This is a genomic window from Brucella anthropi ATCC 49188, from assembly GCF_000017405.1.
Lineage (GTDB): Bacteria > Pseudomonadota > Alphaproteobacteria > Rhizobiales > Rhizobiaceae > Brucella > Brucella anthropi.
Genome location: NC_009668.1, coordinates 992,987 through 1,011,378, shown reverse-complemented (window position 1 = coordinate 1,011,378; position 18,392 = coordinate 992,987). Strand labels below are relative to the sequence as shown.

Sequence of the window (18,392 nt, the reverse complement as noted above, 5' to 3'; positions counted from 1 at the left end):
TTTGTTTGGTGTACGCGTTCCCCGTTTGATGAAATGTACTCGCTGCCTTGGGGATTATCTTCGGCGGGATATGCGCGGCGACAAACTGAAATGGCGGACGGCGTGAAAACCAAACTGACCGGAAAACTCAAAGCCAAAAAAGTCACCGCGCCGCAAGCCAAGGCGTTTTCGGTTCATCTTCTGACGGCATCGGGTTCGTTTCTGGCGTTCCTTTCCATCGTGGCGGCCAGTGATGGGCGCTATACGGCGATGTGGTGGTGGCTGGGGCTGGCGCTTTTCGTCGACGGCATCGATGGCCCCATCGCGCGCAAGCTTGAAGTCAAATATGTTCTGCCGAACTGGTCTGGCGAGCTTCTCGACAACATCATCGACTATGTCACCTATGTTCTGATACCGGCTTTCGCGCTTTATCAAAGCGGGTTTATGGGGACTTATCTGTCCTTCATCTCCGGCGCTATCATCGTGGTCTCGAGCGCCATCTACTATGCCGATACCGGCATGAAGACCAAGGAGAACTTCTTCAAGGGGTTTCCGGTCGTCTGGAACATGGTTGTCTTTACACTCTTCATAGTCAAACCGGGAGAGTGGGTCGCCTTTGCAACCGTTGTCGTGTCGGCAATCCTGTCGTTCCTGCCGATCAATTTCCTGCATCCGGTACGTGTTGTGCGCCTGCGGCCGCTTAATCTGACGGTTTTCCTGCTCTGGTGTGCCTTTGGTGCGGCTGCGCTCTATTATACTCTGGACGCGCCGTTGTGGGTCCGCGTCGGCATATCCGTGACGGGCCTCTACATCTACTTCATCGGCGCTGTCATGCAGTTTTTCCCTGGACTGGGGCGGACTGCCACCGTCATCGCGGCTGAAGAAGCCGCTGCCGCAAAGAAGAGTGGAGAAGCATGATGATCAATGCCATTCGCGTCCATCAGACCGGTGGGCCGGAAGTCATGAAGTATGAACAGATCGAGATAGGCGAACCCGGTCCGGGCGAGGCAAAAGTGCGCCATGAAGCCGTCGGTCTGAACTTCATCGACGTTTATTTCCGCACCGGGCTTTACAAGGCAGCCCAGATGCCTTTCACGCCTGGCAATGAAGGCGCGGGCACAGTCATTGCGGTTGGTCCGGGCGTTGAGGGTGTTCGTGTCGGTGACCGTGTTGCCTATGTGGCGACACCGGGCTCCTATGCAGACGAGCGCATTCTGCCAGCGGACCGGCTGGTCAAGGTTCCGGATAATGTCGATCTGAAAACCGCCGCCTCCATGATGCTGAAAGGCATGACGGCGCAATATCTTCTGCGGCGTACATTCAAGGTGGAGCCGGGCCAGACGATCCTGTTTCACGCCGCTGCCGGTGGTGTAGGCTTGATTGCCGGACAATGGGCGAAGCATCTTGGCGCCACCGTCATCGGCACGGCGGGATCGGAAGAAAAGATCGCGCTGGCCAGAAAGCATGGCTACGACCATGTCATCAATTACCGCACCGAGAATTTTGCCGAAAAGGTGAAGGAACTGACGGGCGGAGCGGGTGTCGACGTTGTCTATGATTCTGTTGGGCGCGATACCTATATGGGTTCGCTCGACGTGTTGAAGCCGCTTGGCATGTTTGCCTGCTTTGGCCAGTCATCGGGTGTCATTCCGCCGTTTGATCTCGGCATTCTGGCGCAGAAGGGTTCGCTCTTTGCCACGCGTCCGACGCTGTTCAATTATATCGCCAAGCGGGCGGACCTCGAAAAGACTGCAGCAGAGCTTTTCGACGTGGTCGGAAGCGGAGCCGTCAAGATCGAGATCAACCAGACCTATGCGCTCAAGGATGCGGGCAAGGCGCATGAGGATCTGGAAGCCCGCAAGACGACGGGAACCACCATTCTGCTTCCATGATCAGGCTGATGATTGCAGCAGTGTGTATATGTCCACCGCTGCTTGCTTTTGGGCTTTTCAAGAGCAGAGTTGCTGGATAAGGTCGCTCAAAAATATAATTTTGGGGAACAATGACAGCGCCTTTAACCGACCGGCCTCTTCTGGATGTCCGCCGGCTCACGAAAGTATTTGGTCAGCTGCGGGCCTGCGATGGTGTCGATCTCACCATCGGGGAAGGCGAAATTCACGCGCTTCTGGGTGAAAACGGCGCCGGAAAATCAACCTTTGTGAAAATGTTGTTCGGCGCGTTGCAGCCACTTGAAGGCGAAATCGTCTGGAAGGGGCAACCTGTCACGATAGATGAACCTGCCGCCGCAAGAAAACTTGGCATAGGCATGGTTTTTCAGCATTTTTCGCTGTTCGACTCACTAACTGCCGCTGAGAACATTGCCTTGTCGCTCGACCGTTCGCTACCGCTTTCAGACGTTGCGAAGCGTGCGCGTGAGGTTGGCAGGACTTACGGTCTTCCGGTCGACCCGCAGGCCCATGTTGGTGATCTGTCCGTCGGCGAACGTCAGCGTATCGAAATCGTGCGCTGTCTTCTTCAGGAGCCGGATCTCATCATCCTTGATGAGCCGACTTCGGTGCTGACGCCGCAAGAAGCCGACAAGTTGTTTGAAACGCTGGAGCGCCTGAAAGCCGAAGGCAAGTCGATCCTCTATATCAGCCATCGTCTGGAGGAAGTGAAACGCCTCTGTGACCGCGCAACCGTGTTGCGGCATGGCAAGGTCGTTGCGCATTGCGATCCGCGCAAGGAAACCGCCGCGTCGCTCGCCCGTATGATGGTCGGTAATGATATCAATGTTGTAGCACGCAGTCCCATCGCGGCGGCGGTAGATGTCGGTAATGAAGCGCTTTTTGAAATCAAGTCACTGTCGCAACCGCCGCGTGGGCCATTTTCGACGGCATTGAAAGATATTTCTCTCTCGGTCGCCGCAGGCGAAGTCGTTGGCATTGCCGGTGTTGCAGGCAACGGGCAAGGTGAATTCTTCGAAGCTGTTTCGGGTGAAGTGCTGCAGTCAAATCCATCGAATGTGCGCATTCGCGGGAAGGATGCAGGCAAGGTCGGCATCAGCGACCGCCGCATGATGGGGGCAGCTTTCGTGCCGGAGGAGCGGCTTGGTCACGGTGCTGTTCCGACCATGACGCTGACCGACAATCTGTTCTTGTCGCGATACAAGACCGACGCAAAGATGTTCCTGCGTGGCGGCAAGATGAAGCTGATCGCAGAGAGCGCACTTCGATCGGCTGCAAAACGCATCATTGAACGGATGGATGTGCGCAAGAGTGCTGAAAATCCGCCCGCATCTGCACTTTCTGGCGGAAACCTGCAGAAATTCATCATCGGGCGCGAGCTTGATCGCTCACCATCGGTCATGATTGTGAACCAGCCGACATGGGGCGTGGATGCCGGTGCCGCAGCACATATCCGGCAGGCACTTGTCGATCTTGCGCGCTCCGGTTCCGCAGTTCTCGTCATCAGTCAGGACCTTGATGAGCTTCTTGAAATCAGTGACCGCATTGCCGTGATGAATCATGGCCAGCTCTCCGATCCTCTGCCGATTGCCGATGTAACGCTGGAAAAGATCGGTCTTTTGATGGGCGGTATCTCAGGAGAGGCGGGAGCTGCATGATGCGGATTGAACTCGTCAAACGCCCGCAGCCGTCGAGACTTTTCAGTGCTTTGTCACCCTTGCTGGCACTGTCGTTGACACTGATTTTCGGCGGACTTGCTTTTGCGCTGATGGGCAAGGATCCGTTACATGCGCTTTATGTCTTCTTTGTCGAGCCTTTGTTCGACATCTGGTCTTGGCATGAATTGCTCGTGAAGGCTGCGCCGCTGATCCTGATCGCGGTCGGCCTCTGCGTCTGCTTTCTGTCCAACAACTGGAATATCGGTGCCGAGGGGCAGTTCATCGCCGGTGCCATAGCGGGATCGATCTTGCCCGTTATGTTCCCTGAACTGCAGTCTTGGGTGGTTTTGCCCCTGATGATGCTGATGGGGATGGCAGGCGGCGCGGCCTATGCATCCATTCCCGCTTTGCTGAAAGTGCGCTTCAATACCAATGAAATCCTGACCAGCCTTATGCTTGTCTATGTCGCGCAGCTGTTCCTCGACTGGCTCGTGCGCGGGCCATGGCGCAACCCGGAAGGATATAATTTCCCGGAAACCCGTCAGTTCAACGATAGCGCCATTCTGCCGGAAATCTGGAGCGCATCGGGCCGCGCGCATTGGGGCTTCATCTTTGCGCTCGTTGCAGCGGTTGTCGTCTGGCTCCTGCTCAAGCACACGCTGAAGGGTTTCGAGGTCAAGGTGATCGGCCAAAGTCCGAGAGCCGGGCGTTTCGCGGGTTTCAGCGCGGGCAAGATGGTGTTCTTCGTCTTTGCGATTTCCGGTGCCCTTGCCGGTCTCGCAGGCATCGCGGAAACCTCCGGTGCCATCGGCCAGCTTCGTCCGGTCATATCTCCGGGCTACGGTTTTACGGCGATCATCGTCGCGTTTCTGGGACGCCTCAATCCGCTGGGAGCAATAGCAGCCGGTCTGGTGTTGGCGCTTTCCTATCTTGGAGGCGAAGCTGCACAGGTGGCTATCGGCATCTCCGAAAAATCTGCGCGCGTGTTTCAGGGCATGATCCTATTCTTCGTTCTCGCTTGCGATACACTCATCCTTTATCGCATTCGCTTCATATCCGGTCGCCACGCGGGAAAGGCCTGATCCCATGGATTTGACGCAGGCTATTCTTCTCACAATTGCAACGGCAGCGACACCGCTCCTGATCGCTGCCATCGGCGAACTGGTTGTTGAACGTTCCGGCGTGCTCAATCTTGGTGTCGAGGGCATGATGCTGATGGGGGCCGTGTCCGGCTTCGCCATTGCACAAATGACCGGCTCGGCCTGGTTAGGCTTGTTTGCCGCCGTTCTGGTCGGTGCGCTTTTCTCCGCTATTTTTGGCTTTCTGACGCTCATACTCGTCACCAATCAGGTCGCAACCGGGCTGGCGCTGACGATTCTTGGCGTTGGAGCATCGGCCTTGCTCGGCGAAAGCTTTGTCGGGCTTCCAGGTGTCCGGCTTGAAGCCATCCATATTCCCTATCTGACCGATCTGCCGCTTGTCGGGCGGTTCTTCTTCGGTCAGGATCCGATCTTCTATCTTTCGATCCTGCTGGTTATCGGTGTGGCATGGTTTCTGTTCCGCACGCGTGCAGGGCTTACATTGCGCGCCATCGGCGACAGCCATGGCTCGGCCCATGCGCTCGGCGTGCATGTGGTGCGCACGCGCTTTCTGGCGGTTTTGTTCGGCGGTGCTTGTGCCGGTCTTGCAGGCGCGCAATTGTCACTCGTCTACGTGCCGCAATGGGTGGAAAACATGACGGCCGGTCGTGGCTGGATCGCACTTGCGCTTGTCGTGTTCGCATCGTGGCGGCCATGGCGCGTATTGATCGGCGCTTACTTGTTCGGTGCGGTGACCATCGGTCAGCTTCACGCGCAGGCGCTGGGCTTTGGCCTGCCATCGCAGTTTCTGTCTGCGCTGCCTTATCTCGCGACGATTGTGGTGCTGGTCATCATATCGCGCAACAAGCGCCTGACGATGATGAATACGCCGGCTTCGCTCGGCAAGCCGTTCGTGCCAGACCGGTAGAACGAACGGCTGAGGGGTAGACGTAAACCGTCCCAAGGGTTTTCGTTGTGGTTAGTGGGTAAAAAACAAGGAGTGCAGGGAACATGAAAAAGACGCTTATGGCGATTGCCACTGCGGCGAGCTTTATGCTCGGTGGCGCGGCGCATGCAGAAGAAAAACTGAAGATCGGTTTCATCTATATCGGACCTCCGGGCGATTTTGGCTGGACCTATCAGCACGATCAGGCCCGCAAGGAGCTGGTCGAGGCACTTGGCGACAAGATCGAAACCACCTTTCTGGAAAGCGTTCCGGAAGGTGCCGATGCTGAACGTTCCATCGAACGTCTGGCGCGTGCTGGCAACAAGCTGATCTTCACGACGTCGTTCGGCTATATGGACCCGACCCTCAAGGTTGCCAAGAAATTCCCGGACGTGAAGTTCGAACATGCGACCGGCTACAAGACTGCCGACAACATGTCTGCCTATAATGCGCGCTTCTATGAAGGCCGTTATGTGCAGGGCGTGATCGCCGCCAAGATGTCGACCAAGGGTGTTGCCGGTTACATCGCCTCCGTACCGGTGCCGGAAGTCGTTCAGGGCATCAATGCGTTCATGCTCGGCGCGCAGTCGGTTAATCCCGACTTCAAGGTCAAGGTGATCTGGGTCAATTCGTGGTTCGATCCGGGCAAGGAAGCTGATGCGGCCAAGGCGCTGATCGACCAGGGTGTAGACATCATCACCCAGCACACCGATTCCACTGCAGCGATTCAGGTGGCCCATGATCGCGGCATCAAGGCTTTCGGTCAGGCTTCGGACATGATCAAGTTTGCGCCTGACACGCAGCTTACCGCTGTCGTGGACGAGTGGGGCCCTTACTACATCGACCGCGCCAAGGCTGCTCTCGACGGTTCGTGGAAGAGCCAAAACATCTGGTGGGGCATGAAGGAAGGCCTCGTGAAGATGGCGCCTTATACCAACATGCCGGACGATGTGAAGAAATTGGCCGAAGAAACCGAAGCCAAGATCAAGTCGGGCGAACTGAAGCCTTTCACTGGTCCGATCACGAAGCAGGACGGTTCCGTCTGGCTGAAAGAAGGCGAGCAGGCTGACGACAAGACCTTGCTTGGCCTCAATTTCTACGTCGCTGGCGTGGACGACAAGCTGCCGCAGTAAGCGGTTCCATACAGAAACAAAGAAGGGCGCTCAAAGCGCCCTTTTTATTTTCTTACAAAATATTAAAGCTATTTGTTAAAGCGATAGCTTAAGACCTTCATGACTATCGGTGAAGCCGAGCGACTGATAAAAACGCAGCGCGTCGGAACGCGACTTATCGGTTGTCAGTTGCACAAGGCCGCAGCCGCGTTCACGGCATTGCTCGATTGCCCAAACGATCATCTGACGGCCTACTCCGCCGCCACGAATATGGCTCGCAATCCGCACGCTTTCGATCTGTCCGCGCCACATGCCCATCCGCGACAGGCCGGGTATAAAGCTGATTTGCATGCAACCAATGACCTCGCCATCATGTTCAACGACAGCCAGGAGCTGATTGGGATCGGAATCGATTGCCGCAAAGGCGCTGCGATAGGAATCTCGCAAGGGGAGGCTCGCATCTTCGCGCTGTGCGCCGAGCGCGTCATCGGCGAGCATGGCGACAATTGCCGCCACGTCAGCCGCGGCGGCTTTTCTGATCGCTATGGCAGCTTCCGCCGCCATCAGACCGCGATACCATGCAGATCGTAAGCGTCGCTCGCCTCGATCTTCACCGTTACGATGTCGCCGACGCGTAGCGGGCGGCGCGACTGGATGTGAACGCTGCCGTCGATTTCCGGAGCGTCGTAGCGCGTACGGCCTTTGCCGATTGTGCCGTTTGCTTCATCAATGATGACCGGCAGGCGCTTGCCAACTTTCTTCTTGAGGAGATTGGTCGAAATCTGCTGCTGCTTGGCCATGAAACGATGCCAGCGGGCTTCCTTGATTTCTTCCGGCACCTGCTCAAGACCGAGGTCATTGGCTTTTGCGCCCTTGACCGGTTCATATTTGAAGCAGCCGGCGCGTTCGATCTTGGCTTCATCGAGCCAGTCGAGAAGTATTTCGAAATCTTCTTCCGTTTCGCCGGGATAGCCGACGATAAAGGTGGAACGCACGGCCAGATCCGGGCAGGTCTCACGCCAGGCCTGAATGCGGCGCGAGGTCTTTTCCTGATGTGCCGGACGGCGCATGTTCTTCAGAACCGCCGGGGAGGCGTGCTGGAAAGGAATATCCAGATAAGGCAGAATCTTGCCTTCAGCCATCAGCGGAATGACTTCATCGACATGCGGGTAAGGGTATACGTAGTGCATACGCACCCACACGCCCATATCGCCCAGTTCACGTGAGAGGTCGAGGAATTTGGTGCGAACCGTGCGGTCCTGCCACATGGCTTCCTGATACTTGATGTCGAGGCCATAGGCGCTCGTATCCTGCGAGATGACGAGGATTTCCTTCACGCCTGCATTGACCAGCTTCTCCGCTTCACGCAGCACAGAATCGATCGGGCGTGATACCAGATCGCCGCGCAGCGCCGGAATGATGCAGAAGGAGCAGCGGTTTGAGCAGCCTTCGGAGATTTTGAGGTAGGCATAATGGCGCGGGGTCAGCTTCACACCCTGTGGCGGCACCAGGTCCACAAATGGATCGTGCGCGGGAGGGACGGCTTCATGCACCGCGCTCATCACGCTTTCATAAGCCTGCGGACCGGTGATGGCCAGCACGTTCGGATGCCGCTCACGGATGACATCGGGTTCTGCGCCAAGGCAGCCGGTTACGATGACCTTGCCGTTCTCGTTGAGAGCAAGGCCAATGGCATCCAGCGATTCATCGCGTGCGGAATCAAGAAAGCCGCAGGTATTGACGATCACCAGATCGGCACCGTCATGCTTGCGGGAGATTTCATAGCCCTCGGAGCGAAGGCTGGTGATGATGCGTTCGGAATCGACAAGCGCCTTCGGGCAGCCAAGAGAAACGAAACTGACGCGCGGTGCGCTCATTGGGAGAACCTTGCAAAATATCGGAAATTGCGCGCGCAATATCACGATAAAGGGGCAACGGTAAAGTTGAGATGATAAAAAAAGCCGGAGCGCAAAGCCCCGGCTTCCATTCGCAAAGCGGATTTGGCTTACTCAGCCTGATCGGCTGGGGCCGCATTGAGCTGGCCATAACGCTCTTCGCCGATCTTGGCGAGGAGGTCGAGCTGGGTTTCGAGGAAGTCGATATGACCTTCCTCGTCCGCCAGAAGCTCATCGAAAAGCTGCTTGGAAACATAGTCGCCGAGTTCGTCGCAGATTTCGCGGGACTTCTTGTAGGAAGCGCGTGCGTCGTACTCACCTGCAAGGTCGGCTTCCAGAACTTCCTTGACGTTCTGGCCGATGCGCAGCGGAGCTACGGTCTGCAGGTTCGGGTGACCTTCGAGGAAGATAATGCGGTCAATCAGCTTGTCTGCGTGATGCATTTCTTCGATGGATTCTTCACGTTCCTTCTTGGCAAGACGCGTGAAGCCCCAGTCGTTGAGGAGGCGGTAGTGAAGCCAGTACTGGTTTACAGCGCCAAGCTCGAGGAACAATGCCTCGTTAAGCCGCTCGATGACCTTTGGTTCGCCTTTCATTCCATGAACTCCCGAATTTGTCGCGTAGAGAACGTACACGATCCATGAACTGGACCACGTTTTCGTCCATTTGGTTATGACGAAGATGATACTCTTCAGTCACCCTTATGATCGTTTCCACGACGTTTGGGAAGCAGCCACAGCAACGGCCGCGTTTGGACATGACATTATAGACGGTGCCAGGAACGATAAGTTGCCAGCAATCCTGATCGAGAAGCTCAATAACAACGGCTTCAATGTCTTTATCGGTAATAACGTTACAGCTGCAGACTAGCATGAGGAAGTATCTCCCATGCCCGAAAAGCAGAAATCAGACGCAAAAAGCGTCGACTGGAGAGACTTTACCGGCTCACTCTTTACTTCAACTGTGTTGCTGACCTGAAAAACTGGCAGCTTTATTTCACTCGTGGCGCAAGGCCGAACTGAACCGGTCAATGGTTCCTCCAACTGCAAGGGTTAAAGGCCCGAACATTAAAGGCATTACTTAAGTGGCGTTTATAAAACCCACCAAATTAAGTCAGGTTATGGCTGGTAGGGCTCCGTTCTGTCAATTTTTATGTTTTTGAAATGTTCTAAAAATCAATAAGTTAGAATCATTCTAAATATGAGTTAACTACCCATCTTTAAAAGATAATTGGTGCTTTACTATCGTTATAGCGGCCTCCGAATGGCGCCGCTATGACATTATGCGCTATTTCGCCGCACCTTGTGGATAGGCGTTTCTACCGTGCGTCAGGAGCCGAGAACGGCGCTGAAGCCTTCAAACTGCGGAGGTCCCAGATAGAGCGGCTTGTTGTCTCCGGCATTGCGATGCGCATCGCGAAACTGTTCGGACTTCGTCCAGGCGACGAAATCATCGCGGTTGCGCCAGACCGTGTGCGAAGCATAAAGCGTGTAGCCTTCCTCTTCATTGGTCGCACCGCGGAGAAGGTGAAAACTCTCGAAACCGGGAAGTTCGGACAGTTTCGAGTCGCGGTTTTTCCATACGGTCTCGAAGTCGGCTTCGCTGCCGACGCGAACCTTGAAGCGATTCATGGCTATGAACATTGCTGATCCTTTTCCATCAGGTTTGGGATTGGCTACTTTATATAACTTTTGGCGAGTGCAGCGGTAGGGGCCGCACCCGCCGCGTCACATCTCGGGATCAGAAGGCCGCCGCGGTCAGGTTGGTCGGTCTTCGAAGATGTGACGATCATGAACGGGAGGCGAGAACGCCTCCCAAAGTTTTAGAACTGGAACTGTGTCGAGACGAGGAATGTACGTCCGCGACCAGAACCATAAGTGCTGAGGGCAGGGGTATATTCCTTGTCGGCGATGTTCAGCACCTGAAGCGAAAGATCGACCGTTTCGGTGAACTTGTATTTCGCGAAGACGTCGACCAGCGTGTAGGGATCGGTGTCGTTTCCGCTGATGCTTTTGCCGCTCGAAACGTGCTGAACGCGCAGACCGCTTTCGAGCTTGCGCTCGAAGAAACGCGCACCGGCGGTAACCGTTACGACATCTTCCGGCAAATACTGGTTTGCGCCCATGCCAGCTGTCTGCTCAGGCAGTTCAGAGGTGGAATGCGTATAAGCAATGCCACCGAACGCGAAGCCCGCATCATAACGCGCGTCGAGTTCGAAGCCTTTCACTGTCGAAGTGCCGTCGACATTGATGAACTGGCTGTAGTCGGATGCAGCCGTGATGTAATCCTCAACACGCATCGTGTAGTAATTAGCCTTGAGGCGTAGTCCGTCTTCAGCAGTCAGGATGCCATCGCGAGCGATATTGACGCCGAATTCCCAGCCGCGCTGCTTTTCAGGACGAAGGTTGGGATTGCCGTGCATCATGCCGGTTCCGGTATGCGCCACGCCACCGAGGAATGTTTCCTGCAGGCTGGGCGAACGCATGGAATGCGCATAGGTGATGTAGGGCTGCAACCAGTCGGTCAGGTTATAGGCAACGGTGACCTTGGGGCTGAATTCGCCATCGCTGTTAGAGATCGAGCTGTCTTCGCTTTCGAGCTTGAAATAATCGTAACGAAGGCCGGTAACGACTTGCAGGGCCTGATAATTCCAGGTCGCTTCCGAGAAAACCGCGCCGCGATTGGATGTGGCATCCGTCGGATTGACGCCCGTTTGGGTGCCGCCAGCGGTGTCGCGGTTGATTTCAAAGCCGTTCTTCCACGCGACCGCCACTTCGCCGAAGGTGAAGCGCGACGTGTTCGAGGCCGTCATGCCGGTGGTTTCGGTCGAAACCTGCCGTCCTACGAAGCTGCCATTGCCGTCTTCCCAGTTCTGCAATGTGCTGTTGTGGTAGAGGTTGACGTCGAGGCCGATGAGATCGTTGTCGGACGGATTGTAGTTGTACTGTGCGAAGAACGTGCGGTTCTGCAGGAACATATCGTAGATCGTATAGGTTCCCGGACGGTAGCCGTTCGCATATGTTCCGTAGTGGTTGTTGTAGAGCACGCCACCAAGCGTCAGCTTCTGGTCTTCGCCAAGGCCGAACTCAGCTTTGAACAGGCCGGAAGTCAGTTCTTCGCCGGTTTTCTCGACGGTCACGCCGTCGCCGTTCTTGTAATCGTTGGAGTCGTGACGGCTGATGGCCGCAACAATCCCGATGGAATTGACGCGGGCGGCACCGGCCAGCATTTCGGAGAAGCCGGTTCCATTGCTACCCCAGGAAGCGCGGCCGAGGACGCCCTTGTCCTTGCCATCCAGAATGACATCATCGACGCCGAGGGTGCGGAAATTGACGCTGCCTGCAAGGCCAGTGCCGCCTTCGGTCGTCACAGCGCCGCGCGCCACGTCGATTTCAGATAACAGGTTCGGGTCGATATAGGCATAGCCCTGCGCATCGTGCGCGGTGTTGCGGTAGCTCTGCGGTACGCCGTCGATCATCATGTTGACGCGGCCGGAGCCTTCAAAACCACGAATATTGACCGCAACGCCGGGATTGGAAGCATTCTGCAAGGTAAACACGCCAGCGGTGCCGCGCAACACGTCGTCGAGCTTCGCGCCGCCGAAACGATTGATCTCTTCGCGGTCAACCCTGCCAACCGGTGCCGCAACGGAAGTCGGCGCCTGAGCGTCGTTCGCTCTGCGAATGGTGATCGTCTTCAACGCGACGCCAGCTTCTTCTTCAGAAGCTTTCTGTTCCTGCGCAAAGGCTTGTGACGTCATCGCCACCAGAATGACAGCAAGCCCCGTGCTCGCCAGAATTGACCGTTTGTGAACCCCACCAGTCGCCCGCATTTCCAATGTTTCCTTCATGACCCAGACGCGCTTCGCCGACCCGATGGGTGACGAAGAAATTAAAAAATTCAATTGTTTATGACTTCCCCCTCGGGAGAAGGCGCGTGCTGGCTGGGAAGAGGATTTCTTCCGGGCTTGCGCGGAAAAAGCGAGATTTAAACTTGACTCGATTATTCCAGTAATGCAGTGATTAATAAACATGACTGTTGATGTCAACAAAACAAATTTGCTGTCATCACCGTGTGGAAAGTCGATGCTGAGGCGAGAAAATGAACAGGCGAATCCATATCGACATGCAGGTGCGGTTACCACGCGGACCCGTTTCCGAACGAGCCGCAAATCGCATTCCTGAAAGCCAGCTCCGCAGCGATTCAACCGGGTCTGTCCCAGCTCAGGCGAAACCTCGCTTCGGCGAAGGTGGTCTTGAGCCGCAATTGAAAACCTATGGCAGTCGCGAACTCTTCGACGGCTCCCGGGAAGTGGGCATAGAGCACGGCGGTTCGCTCTATCGTCTCAAGATCACCCGCCAAGGCAAGCTCATCCTAAACAAGTAGGCAACCATCAGATGACGACCCATTCCAAGCCCTCCCCAGAGCAGATCCTCAAGGCACGGGCTGATAATCCGAAAATGCGCGAACGTGATTTTGCGCAGAGCCTCGGTGTATCAGAAGCCGATTTTGTAGCAGCACATTGCGGACAGGATATAGCAGCCCCCATTTCGGCGCGCCGTATTCGCGCCGATGTCGAAACGCTGTTGAACCGCATTGCTGCTGTCGGCGAAATCATGGCGCTGACGCGTAATGAGAGCGTCGTTCATGAAAAGATCGGGCCTTTTGAGAAGACGATCTGGGGCCAACATGCTTCGCTGGCGCTCGGCAAGGAAATCGACCTTCGTATTTTCCCGAAGCATTGGGTTCACGGTTTTGCCGTTGCCAAGCAGGATGGCGAAGCAACGCGTCGCAGCCTGCAATTTTTCGATGCCACGGGCGAGGCGGTTTTCAAGATTCATCTGCGCCCAGCTTCGAACGTTGAAGCCTATGAGGCTCTTGTCGCCGATTTGCTGCTGGACGATCAGTCGCCAGCTGTTGAGACCAGTGCGCTTGCAACAAAGGGACCGAAGGCAGACGTATCGCTTCTCGATATCGACGCATTCCGCGAACGCTGGGGCGCACTCACCGATGTGCACCAGTTCGTTGGCCTGTTGAAGGATTTCGGTGTGGACCGCCATCAGGCTGTGCATCTTGCCGGTCATGATTTCGCCTGGCGTGTCGATACGTCATCGGTCGAGGCCATGATGAACCATGCGGTGCAGGAAAAGCTGCCCATCATGTGCTTTGTCGGAAGCCGTGGCTGCATCCAGATTCACACTGGTCCAATCCATGAAATCAAGATGATGGGCCCGTGGCTGAACGTGCTGGACCCGACGTTCCATATGCATCTGCGCATCGATCACATCGCTGACGTCTGGGTCGTGCGCAAGCCGACGAAGGACGGGCATGTGACGTCGCTGGAGGCTTATGATGCCAATGGCGAACTGATTGTTCAGTTCTTTGGTGAGCGTCATGAAGGCGAAGCCGAACTGGCCGACTGGCGCATGATCGCGGAAAATCTTCCGCGTCTGCCACAGTCTTCCGCTGCATAAGGTGACGGCAATGTCGTTCATTTCCTTGCGCTTCAGGCGCGGAGCTGCTCTGGCTGCCATCGCTTTGTCGCTGGCAGCTGGTGGTGCTGCACGCGCAGAAGCCGTCGACCATTTCGGCGATACGTCGCGCATCGTTTCCGTCGGCGGCTCGCTGACGGAAATTGTCTACGCTCTTGGCGCAGAAAAGATGCTCGCCGCGCGCGACCAGACAAGCGCCTATCCCGACGCGGTAAAGAAGCTGCCGGATATCGGATATATGCGTCAGCTTGCACCAGAAGGTGTGCTCTCGGTCAATCCGACCGGCATTCTGCTCCTTGAAGGCAGCGGCCCACAGGATACGCTCGATGTTTTGAAGAAAGCGTCTGTGCCAATGATCGTTGTGCCGGAAACCTATACCGGCGAAAGCGTCGTCAAGAAAATCGAGATCGTGGGCGAGGCTCTCGGTCTGGAAGAGAAGGCCAGGGCGCTTGCGAGCGAAGTCTCACGCGATATCTCAGCGGCTGAGAAGGCCGCAGCTGGCCACAGTTCGCGCAAGCGTGTACTTTTCGTTCTGTCGGCTCCCGGCGGGCGCATGATGGCTTCGGGCACAGGTACTGCGGCCAATGGCATGATTGAGCTTGCCGGTGGTGAAAACGTCATCACCGAATTTCACGGATATAAGCAGCTGACCGACGAAGCCGTCGAGAAGGCCGCGCCCGATATGATCCTGATGATGGATACGGGAGCGGACGGGATGACGCCGGAATCGCTGTTGAAGAATCCCATTATCGCTGCAACACCGGCAGGGCGTAACAAGAATGTCGTTTCGATGGAAGCGTCGTATCTGTTGGGATTTGGGCCTCGAACTGGTTCTGCCATTCGGGACCTGTCAGCAAAACTCTATGGCGCCTCTGCAGCGCAATAACATAATCAGACTTGCGGGATTGAAGAGCACGCAAGTCTGATTGTAAGGATTATTCGAAATGACCAGCCAAGGTCGCGTAGCGCGCGAACAGCGCTTTGCAGCGCGTCAATCAGAAAATGAAGTCACCACCTCAGAAGGTGACATCACGGGAGACCGTGCCGCACGTGCACGGTTCACCATCATATTGCTCGCCGTTGCTTTATGCATCGCGGCTTTGTTCAGCCTGACAGCAGGCGCTTCGGATGCGTCCGTGCTTTCGGTTCTGCGCGCTCTGACCTCCTCCGGCGCAGCCGAAGGCGCGGATGCATTCCGTCGCGATCACCTGATCATCATGGAGATCCGCCTGCCGCGTATCGTCATGGGTATGCTGATAGGGGCGGGGTTAGCGGTTTCCGGTGCCGTGATGCAGGGCCTTTTCCGCAATCCTCTGGCCGATCCGGGTCTCGTCGGGGTGTCCGCCGGGGCTGGACTTGGCGCGGTATCGATGATTGTTCTGGGCGGCACTTTTCTTGCTCCCGTTATTGCGATCCTTGGCGTCTATGCCTTGCCTCTGGCTGCATTTCTGGGCGGGCTTGCCAGCACCTTGCTGCTCTATCGTGTCGCGACGCGTCGGGGCCGTACGTCTGTTGCTACCATGCTGCTCGCAGGTATTGCACTTGGCGCCCTGGCGGGCGCTGCGACCGGCGCGCTCATCTATCTGGCCGATGATCGACAGTTGCGCGACCTGACATTCTGGGGGCTTGGTTCGCTTGCAGGTTCCACCTGGGCCAAGATTGGCGCTGCGGGACCAATCATCGCCATCATTCTGGTGGTTTCGCCATTGCTTGCGCGTGGTCTCAACGCACTGGCGTTGGGCGAGGCTGCAGCCGGTCATCTCGGCATTCAGGTGCAACGCATCAAAAACATCGCTATCGTTACCGTAGCGGCAGCTACCGGCGCGACTGTCGCCGTTGCTGGTGGGATCGGCTTTGTCGGCATTGTGGTGCCGCATATGCTGCGCCTCAGCATCGGTCCAGACCATCGCTATCTCCTGCCAGCGTCGGCGCTGCTCGGCGCAACGCTTCTGCTTCTGGCGGATGCGGTAAGTCGGACGATTGTGGCCCCGGCAGAATTGCCGATTGGCATCATCACCGCACTTTTTGGCGCGCCGTTCTTCCTCTGGATATTGCTGCGCCAGCGCGGCCTGCTCGATCTGTGAGGCTATCATGATTGAAACAAAAGCATTGGGCGTAAGCCTGTCAGGCAAGACCATCATCAGCGATATCGCCTTCTCCGCTAATCCGGGCGAGGTGACCGCAATTGTCGGGCCGAACGGTTCTGGCAAAACTACGCTGTTGCGTGCGCTTGCCGGTGACGTCGCTTACACGGGAACAGCCTATCTGGACGGCCGCTCCTTCGCTGAAATCAAGCCGTGGCAGATGGCGGCGCGGCGGGCGGTGCTTCCACAGGCAAGCGCCTTGTCGTTTCCCTTCACGGTCCGCGAGATCGTGAAGATCGGGCTCACCGGCGGCTATAGTGGGGTTTCTCGCGAAGAAGAAAAGCGCTTGCCCGATCTCGCTTTGCAAAGGGTTGATCTCGCTGGCTTCGGCGGTCGGCTTTATCAGGAACTTTCCGGCGGAGAACAGCAGCGCGTGCAGCTTGCCCGTGTTCTTTGTCAGGTCTGGAAACCGGTTGTGGATGGTGAGGCGCGCTATCTTTTTCTGGATGAGCCGATTTCAAGTCTCGATATACGTCACCAGATTGTGGTGATGGAGATTGCGAGAGATTTCGCGGCAGCGGGCGGCGGGGTGATTGCTATCCTGCATGATCTCAACCTGACTGCCATGTTCGCCGACCGTATTGCGGTCATGAACAGAGGCAAGCTTGATGTGATGGGCACACCGCGCGAAGCACTGACCGACGAGAGGCTCGAACGTGTTTATGAATGCACGTTGCGGGTGGGTGTCCCGCCGGAAAAGGGGGTGCCTTTTGTATTGCCTCAGTCTGCCTATCGCGCAGCCGCAGAATAAAAAAGGTCCGGCTCTAAGCCGGACCTTTTCATTTCAAACTTCGCGCTGAATTATCAGCTCGCTACGCGCTCTTCTTCCATTTCATCGAGACCAAGCAGGTGCCGCACATTCGGGCGCGCCTTGACGAGGTCTGCAATGCTGTACTTCATCAGCACGGCGAAGAATGCATTGAGTGCCTCGCGCAGCGCTGAATTGAGTGCGCAGCTGTCGACCAGTGGGCATTCGGTGGCATCGTTCTCGAAGCACTCCGCCATGGCGAAGTTTTCTTCGGTCACACGCACAACATCGAACAGCGAAATGTCCTGTGCTGCACGTCCGAGGCGCACGCCGCCATTGCGGCCACGTACAGTTTCCACCAGCCCATGTTCAACGAGCGGCTGAAGAATCTTGAACAAAAACAGCTCAGAAACGCCGTAGGCGCGTGCGATTTCCGGAATGCGGCTGAGCTTGCCGTCATTGGCAGCACAATACATGAGCATACGAACGGCATAATTCGTCTGGCGGGTAAGACGCATCACTGTTCCTTTCAACACGTCTCGGAACAACTGCAACCTCGATGCCGAGGACGCGATGCTCCAATCCTTGAGTTCGCAATTCCAAACCGAAAGCGGTTTATCCCTGTTTCGGAACTGCTCCAAAATTCTGGTCTTGTCGCATTTGCGATCCGGAAAGGTTCAAGGCTCGATCGGATCATGCGCTAAAGCGGATATATATGTTTCTTAACCCACTTTAGAATCATTCTTAAAATATATGAAGTCTTTTCTCACCTTTAAAGGGGAAAAGTTGTTACCGGTATCAAATAACCGCGAGTTCCTCCCAGACCCGCTGCAAAAGCCCATTCTGACCTACTGGCAAACGTCTATCCATTCGGCGCTGACCAGCTCAGCCATTTTGTGCGGAGCGATGCGCACGGCACTGTTGGTCGCTCCGGCAGCGGGCACGACTTCCTCGAAATTCTTCAGCGATACATCGCAGTAAACGGGCAATGCGCTCGGCAGACCGAACGGACATACGCCTCCGACCGGATGGCTGGTTTCGGCAAGAACGGTCTCGGCATCAAGCATACGAGGCTTGGTTCCGAACTGATCCTTGAACTTGCGATTATCGATACGCGCATCGCCACGGGTGACAATAAGAATGGTCTGGTCTTTGGCGGAAAAAGAAAGCGTCTTGGCGATCTGTCCCGGTTCCACGCCATGCGCTTCGGCGGCGAGAACAACAGTGGCGGTGCTCGTCGACAGCTCAATCACTTCGATTTCAGGCGCTTTGGCCGCAAAAAATGCCTTAACAGAATCCAGACTCATAGCTTCCCTTTTTCTTATTTTGATTATTAAACTCAAGTTTAAGCCGCAATGTGGCAAAGGACAAGTCTGGTTGCTTCCTTGCGGCGTTTTGGCATTGAATTTCTAACAGATCGAAGTCTCGATCT

At 56.0% G+C, this 18,392-nt stretch carries 19 protein-coding genes; 11 read left to right on the top strand and 8 right to left on the bottom strand.

The window, feature by feature from the left end:
- Window positions 1-90: 90 nt before the first annotated feature.
- From pcsA to OANT_RS18750, 6 genes are all read left to right on the top strand, one after another.
- Window positions 91-897, top strand: a complete 807-nt coding sequence (gene pcsA, locus OANT_RS18775) for a phosphatidylcholine synthase (protein ID WP_049768436.1) — start codon at window positions 91-93, stop codon at window positions 895-897.
- Window positions 897-1,871: a quinone oxidoreductase family protein gene (locus tag OANT_RS18770; RefSeq protein WP_029927378.1), complete on the top strand. Its 975-nt coding sequence runs from the start codon at window positions 897-899 to the stop codon at window positions 1,869-1,871. Before pcsA ends, OANT_RS18770 begins: the two co-directional genes overlap by 1 nt.
- Before the next feature lie 110 nt (window positions 1,872-1,981).
- Window positions 1,982-3,544 (top strand): ABC transporter ATP-binding protein, encoded by a 1,563-nt coding sequence (locus OANT_RS18765; protein ID WP_012093016.1) that lies wholly within the window; start codon window positions 1,982-1,984, stop codon window positions 3,542-3,544.
- The gene (locus OANT_RS18760) at window positions 3,544-4,626 is read left to right on the top strand and encodes an ABC transporter permease (RefSeq protein ID WP_040128691.1); all 1,083 of its coding nucleotides are present in this window, start codon (window positions 3,544-3,546) and stop codon (window positions 4,624-4,626) included. Before OANT_RS18765 ends, OANT_RS18760 begins: the two co-directional genes overlap by 1 nt.
- A 4-nt stretch (window positions 4,627-4,630) precedes the next feature.
- A complete protein-coding gene (locus tag OANT_RS18755) occupies window positions 4,631-5,551 on the top strand; it encodes an ABC transporter permease (protein WP_012093014.1) in 921 nt (306 codons plus the stop codon).
- Window positions 5,552-5,634: 83 nt separating this feature from the next.
- Window positions 5,635-6,702, top strand: a complete 1,068-nt coding sequence (locus tag OANT_RS18750; RefSeq protein WP_010658827.1) for a BMP family ABC transporter substrate-binding protein — start codon at window positions 5,635-5,637, stop codon at window positions 6,700-6,702.
- A 75-nt stretch (window positions 6,703-6,777) separates the two neighbouring features.
- Here the strand turns inward: OANT_RS18750 and OANT_RS18745 are convergent, their stop codons facing one another.
- The 6 genes from OANT_RS18745 to OANT_RS18720 all read right to left on the bottom strand — a co-directional run bounded on the left by OANT_RS18745 (window position 6,778) and on the right by OANT_RS18720 (window position 12,480).
- Window positions 6,778-7,245, bottom strand: a complete 468-nt coding sequence (locus OANT_RS18745) for a GNAT family N-acetyltransferase (RefSeq protein ID WP_012093013.1) — start codon at window positions 7,243-7,245, stop codon at window positions 6,778-6,780.
- Window positions 7,245-8,558, bottom strand: a complete 1,314-nt coding sequence (rimO, locus tag OANT_RS18740) for a 30S ribosomal protein S12 methylthiotransferase RimO (RefSeq protein WP_012093012.1) — start codon at window positions 8,556-8,558, stop codon at window positions 7,245-7,247. Before rimO ends, OANT_RS18745 begins: the two co-directional genes overlap by 1 nt.
- A 128-nt stretch (window positions 8,559-8,686) precedes the next feature.
- On the bottom strand, window positions 8,687-9,172 hold the full coding sequence (gene bfr, locus OANT_RS18735; protein WP_010658824.1) for a bacterioferritin: 486 nt from the start codon (window positions 9,170-9,172) through the stop codon (window positions 8,687-8,689).
- Complete coding sequence (locus OANT_RS25825) at window positions 9,138-9,449, bottom strand: (2Fe-2S)-binding protein (RefSeq protein ID WP_012093011.1); 312 nt, start codon at window positions 9,447-9,449, stop codon at window positions 9,138-9,140. The genes bfr and OANT_RS25825 overlap by 35 nt, the downstream gene beginning before the upstream one ends.
- Before the next feature lie 455 nt (window positions 9,450-9,904).
- Window positions 9,905-10,219, bottom strand: coding sequence for a heme-degrading protein HmuQ (hmuQ, locus tag OANT_RS18725; RefSeq protein WP_010658822.1), 315 nt, complete (start codon window positions 10,217-10,219; stop codon window positions 9,905-9,907).
- Between the two features lie 179 nt (window positions 10,220-10,398).
- The gene (locus tag OANT_RS18720) at window positions 10,399-12,480 is read right to left on the bottom strand and encodes a TonB-dependent receptor domain-containing protein (RefSeq protein ID WP_231771557.1); all 2,082 of its coding nucleotides are present in this window, start codon (window positions 12,478-12,480) and stop codon (window positions 10,399-10,401) included.
- 272 nt (window positions 12,481-12,752) lie between these two features.
- Here OANT_RS18720 and hemP point away from each other — a divergent pair, with 272 nt between their 5' ends.
- The 5 genes from hemP to OANT_RS18695 are packed head-to-tail and all read left to right on the top strand — an operon-like array spanning window position 12,753 to window position 16,963.
- Window positions 12,753-12,962, top strand: a complete 210-nt coding sequence (hemP, locus tag OANT_RS18715) for a hemin uptake protein HemP (RefSeq protein WP_371264656.1) — start codon at window positions 12,753-12,755, stop codon at window positions 12,960-12,962.
- 11 nt (window positions 12,963-12,973) lie between these two features.
- Window positions 12,974-14,050 carry a hemin-degrading factor gene (locus OANT_RS18710; protein WP_012093009.1) on the top strand — a complete coding sequence of 359 codons (1,077 nt, stop codon included), beginning with the start codon at window positions 12,974-12,976 and terminating at the stop codon, window positions 14,048-14,050.
- Between the two features lie 10 nt (window positions 14,051-14,060).
- On the top strand, window positions 14,061-14,954 hold the full coding sequence (locus tag OANT_RS18705; RefSeq protein ID WP_012093008.1) for a heme/hemin ABC transporter substrate-binding protein: 894 nt from the start codon (window positions 14,061-14,063) through the stop codon (window positions 14,952-14,954).
- 58 nt (window positions 14,955-15,012) lie between these two features.
- Window positions 15,013-16,152 (top strand): FecCD family ABC transporter permease, encoded by a 1,140-nt coding sequence (locus OANT_RS18700; protein ID WP_010658817.1) that lies wholly within the window; start codon window positions 15,013-15,015, stop codon window positions 16,150-16,152.
- Between the two features lie 7 nt (window positions 16,153-16,159).
- On the top strand, window positions 16,160-16,963 hold the full coding sequence (locus OANT_RS18695) for a heme ABC transporter ATP-binding protein (RefSeq protein ID WP_010658816.1): 804 nt from the start codon (window positions 16,160-16,162) through the stop codon (window positions 16,961-16,963).
- A 53-nt stretch (window positions 16,964-17,016) separates the two neighbouring features.
- Here the strand turns inward: OANT_RS18695 and rirA are convergent, their stop codons facing one another.
- A complete protein-coding gene (gene rirA / locus OANT_RS18690) occupies window positions 17,017-17,478 on the bottom strand; it encodes an iron-responsive transcriptional regulator RirA (protein ID WP_010658815.1) in 462 nt (153 codons plus the stop codon).
- Window positions 17,479-17,808: 330 nt separating this feature from the next.
- Window positions 17,809-18,267, bottom strand: a complete 459-nt coding sequence (locus tag OANT_RS18685) for a YbaK/EbsC family protein (protein ID WP_012093007.1) — start codon at window positions 18,265-18,267, stop codon at window positions 17,809-17,811.
- Window positions 18,268-18,392 lie beyond the last annotated feature (125 nt).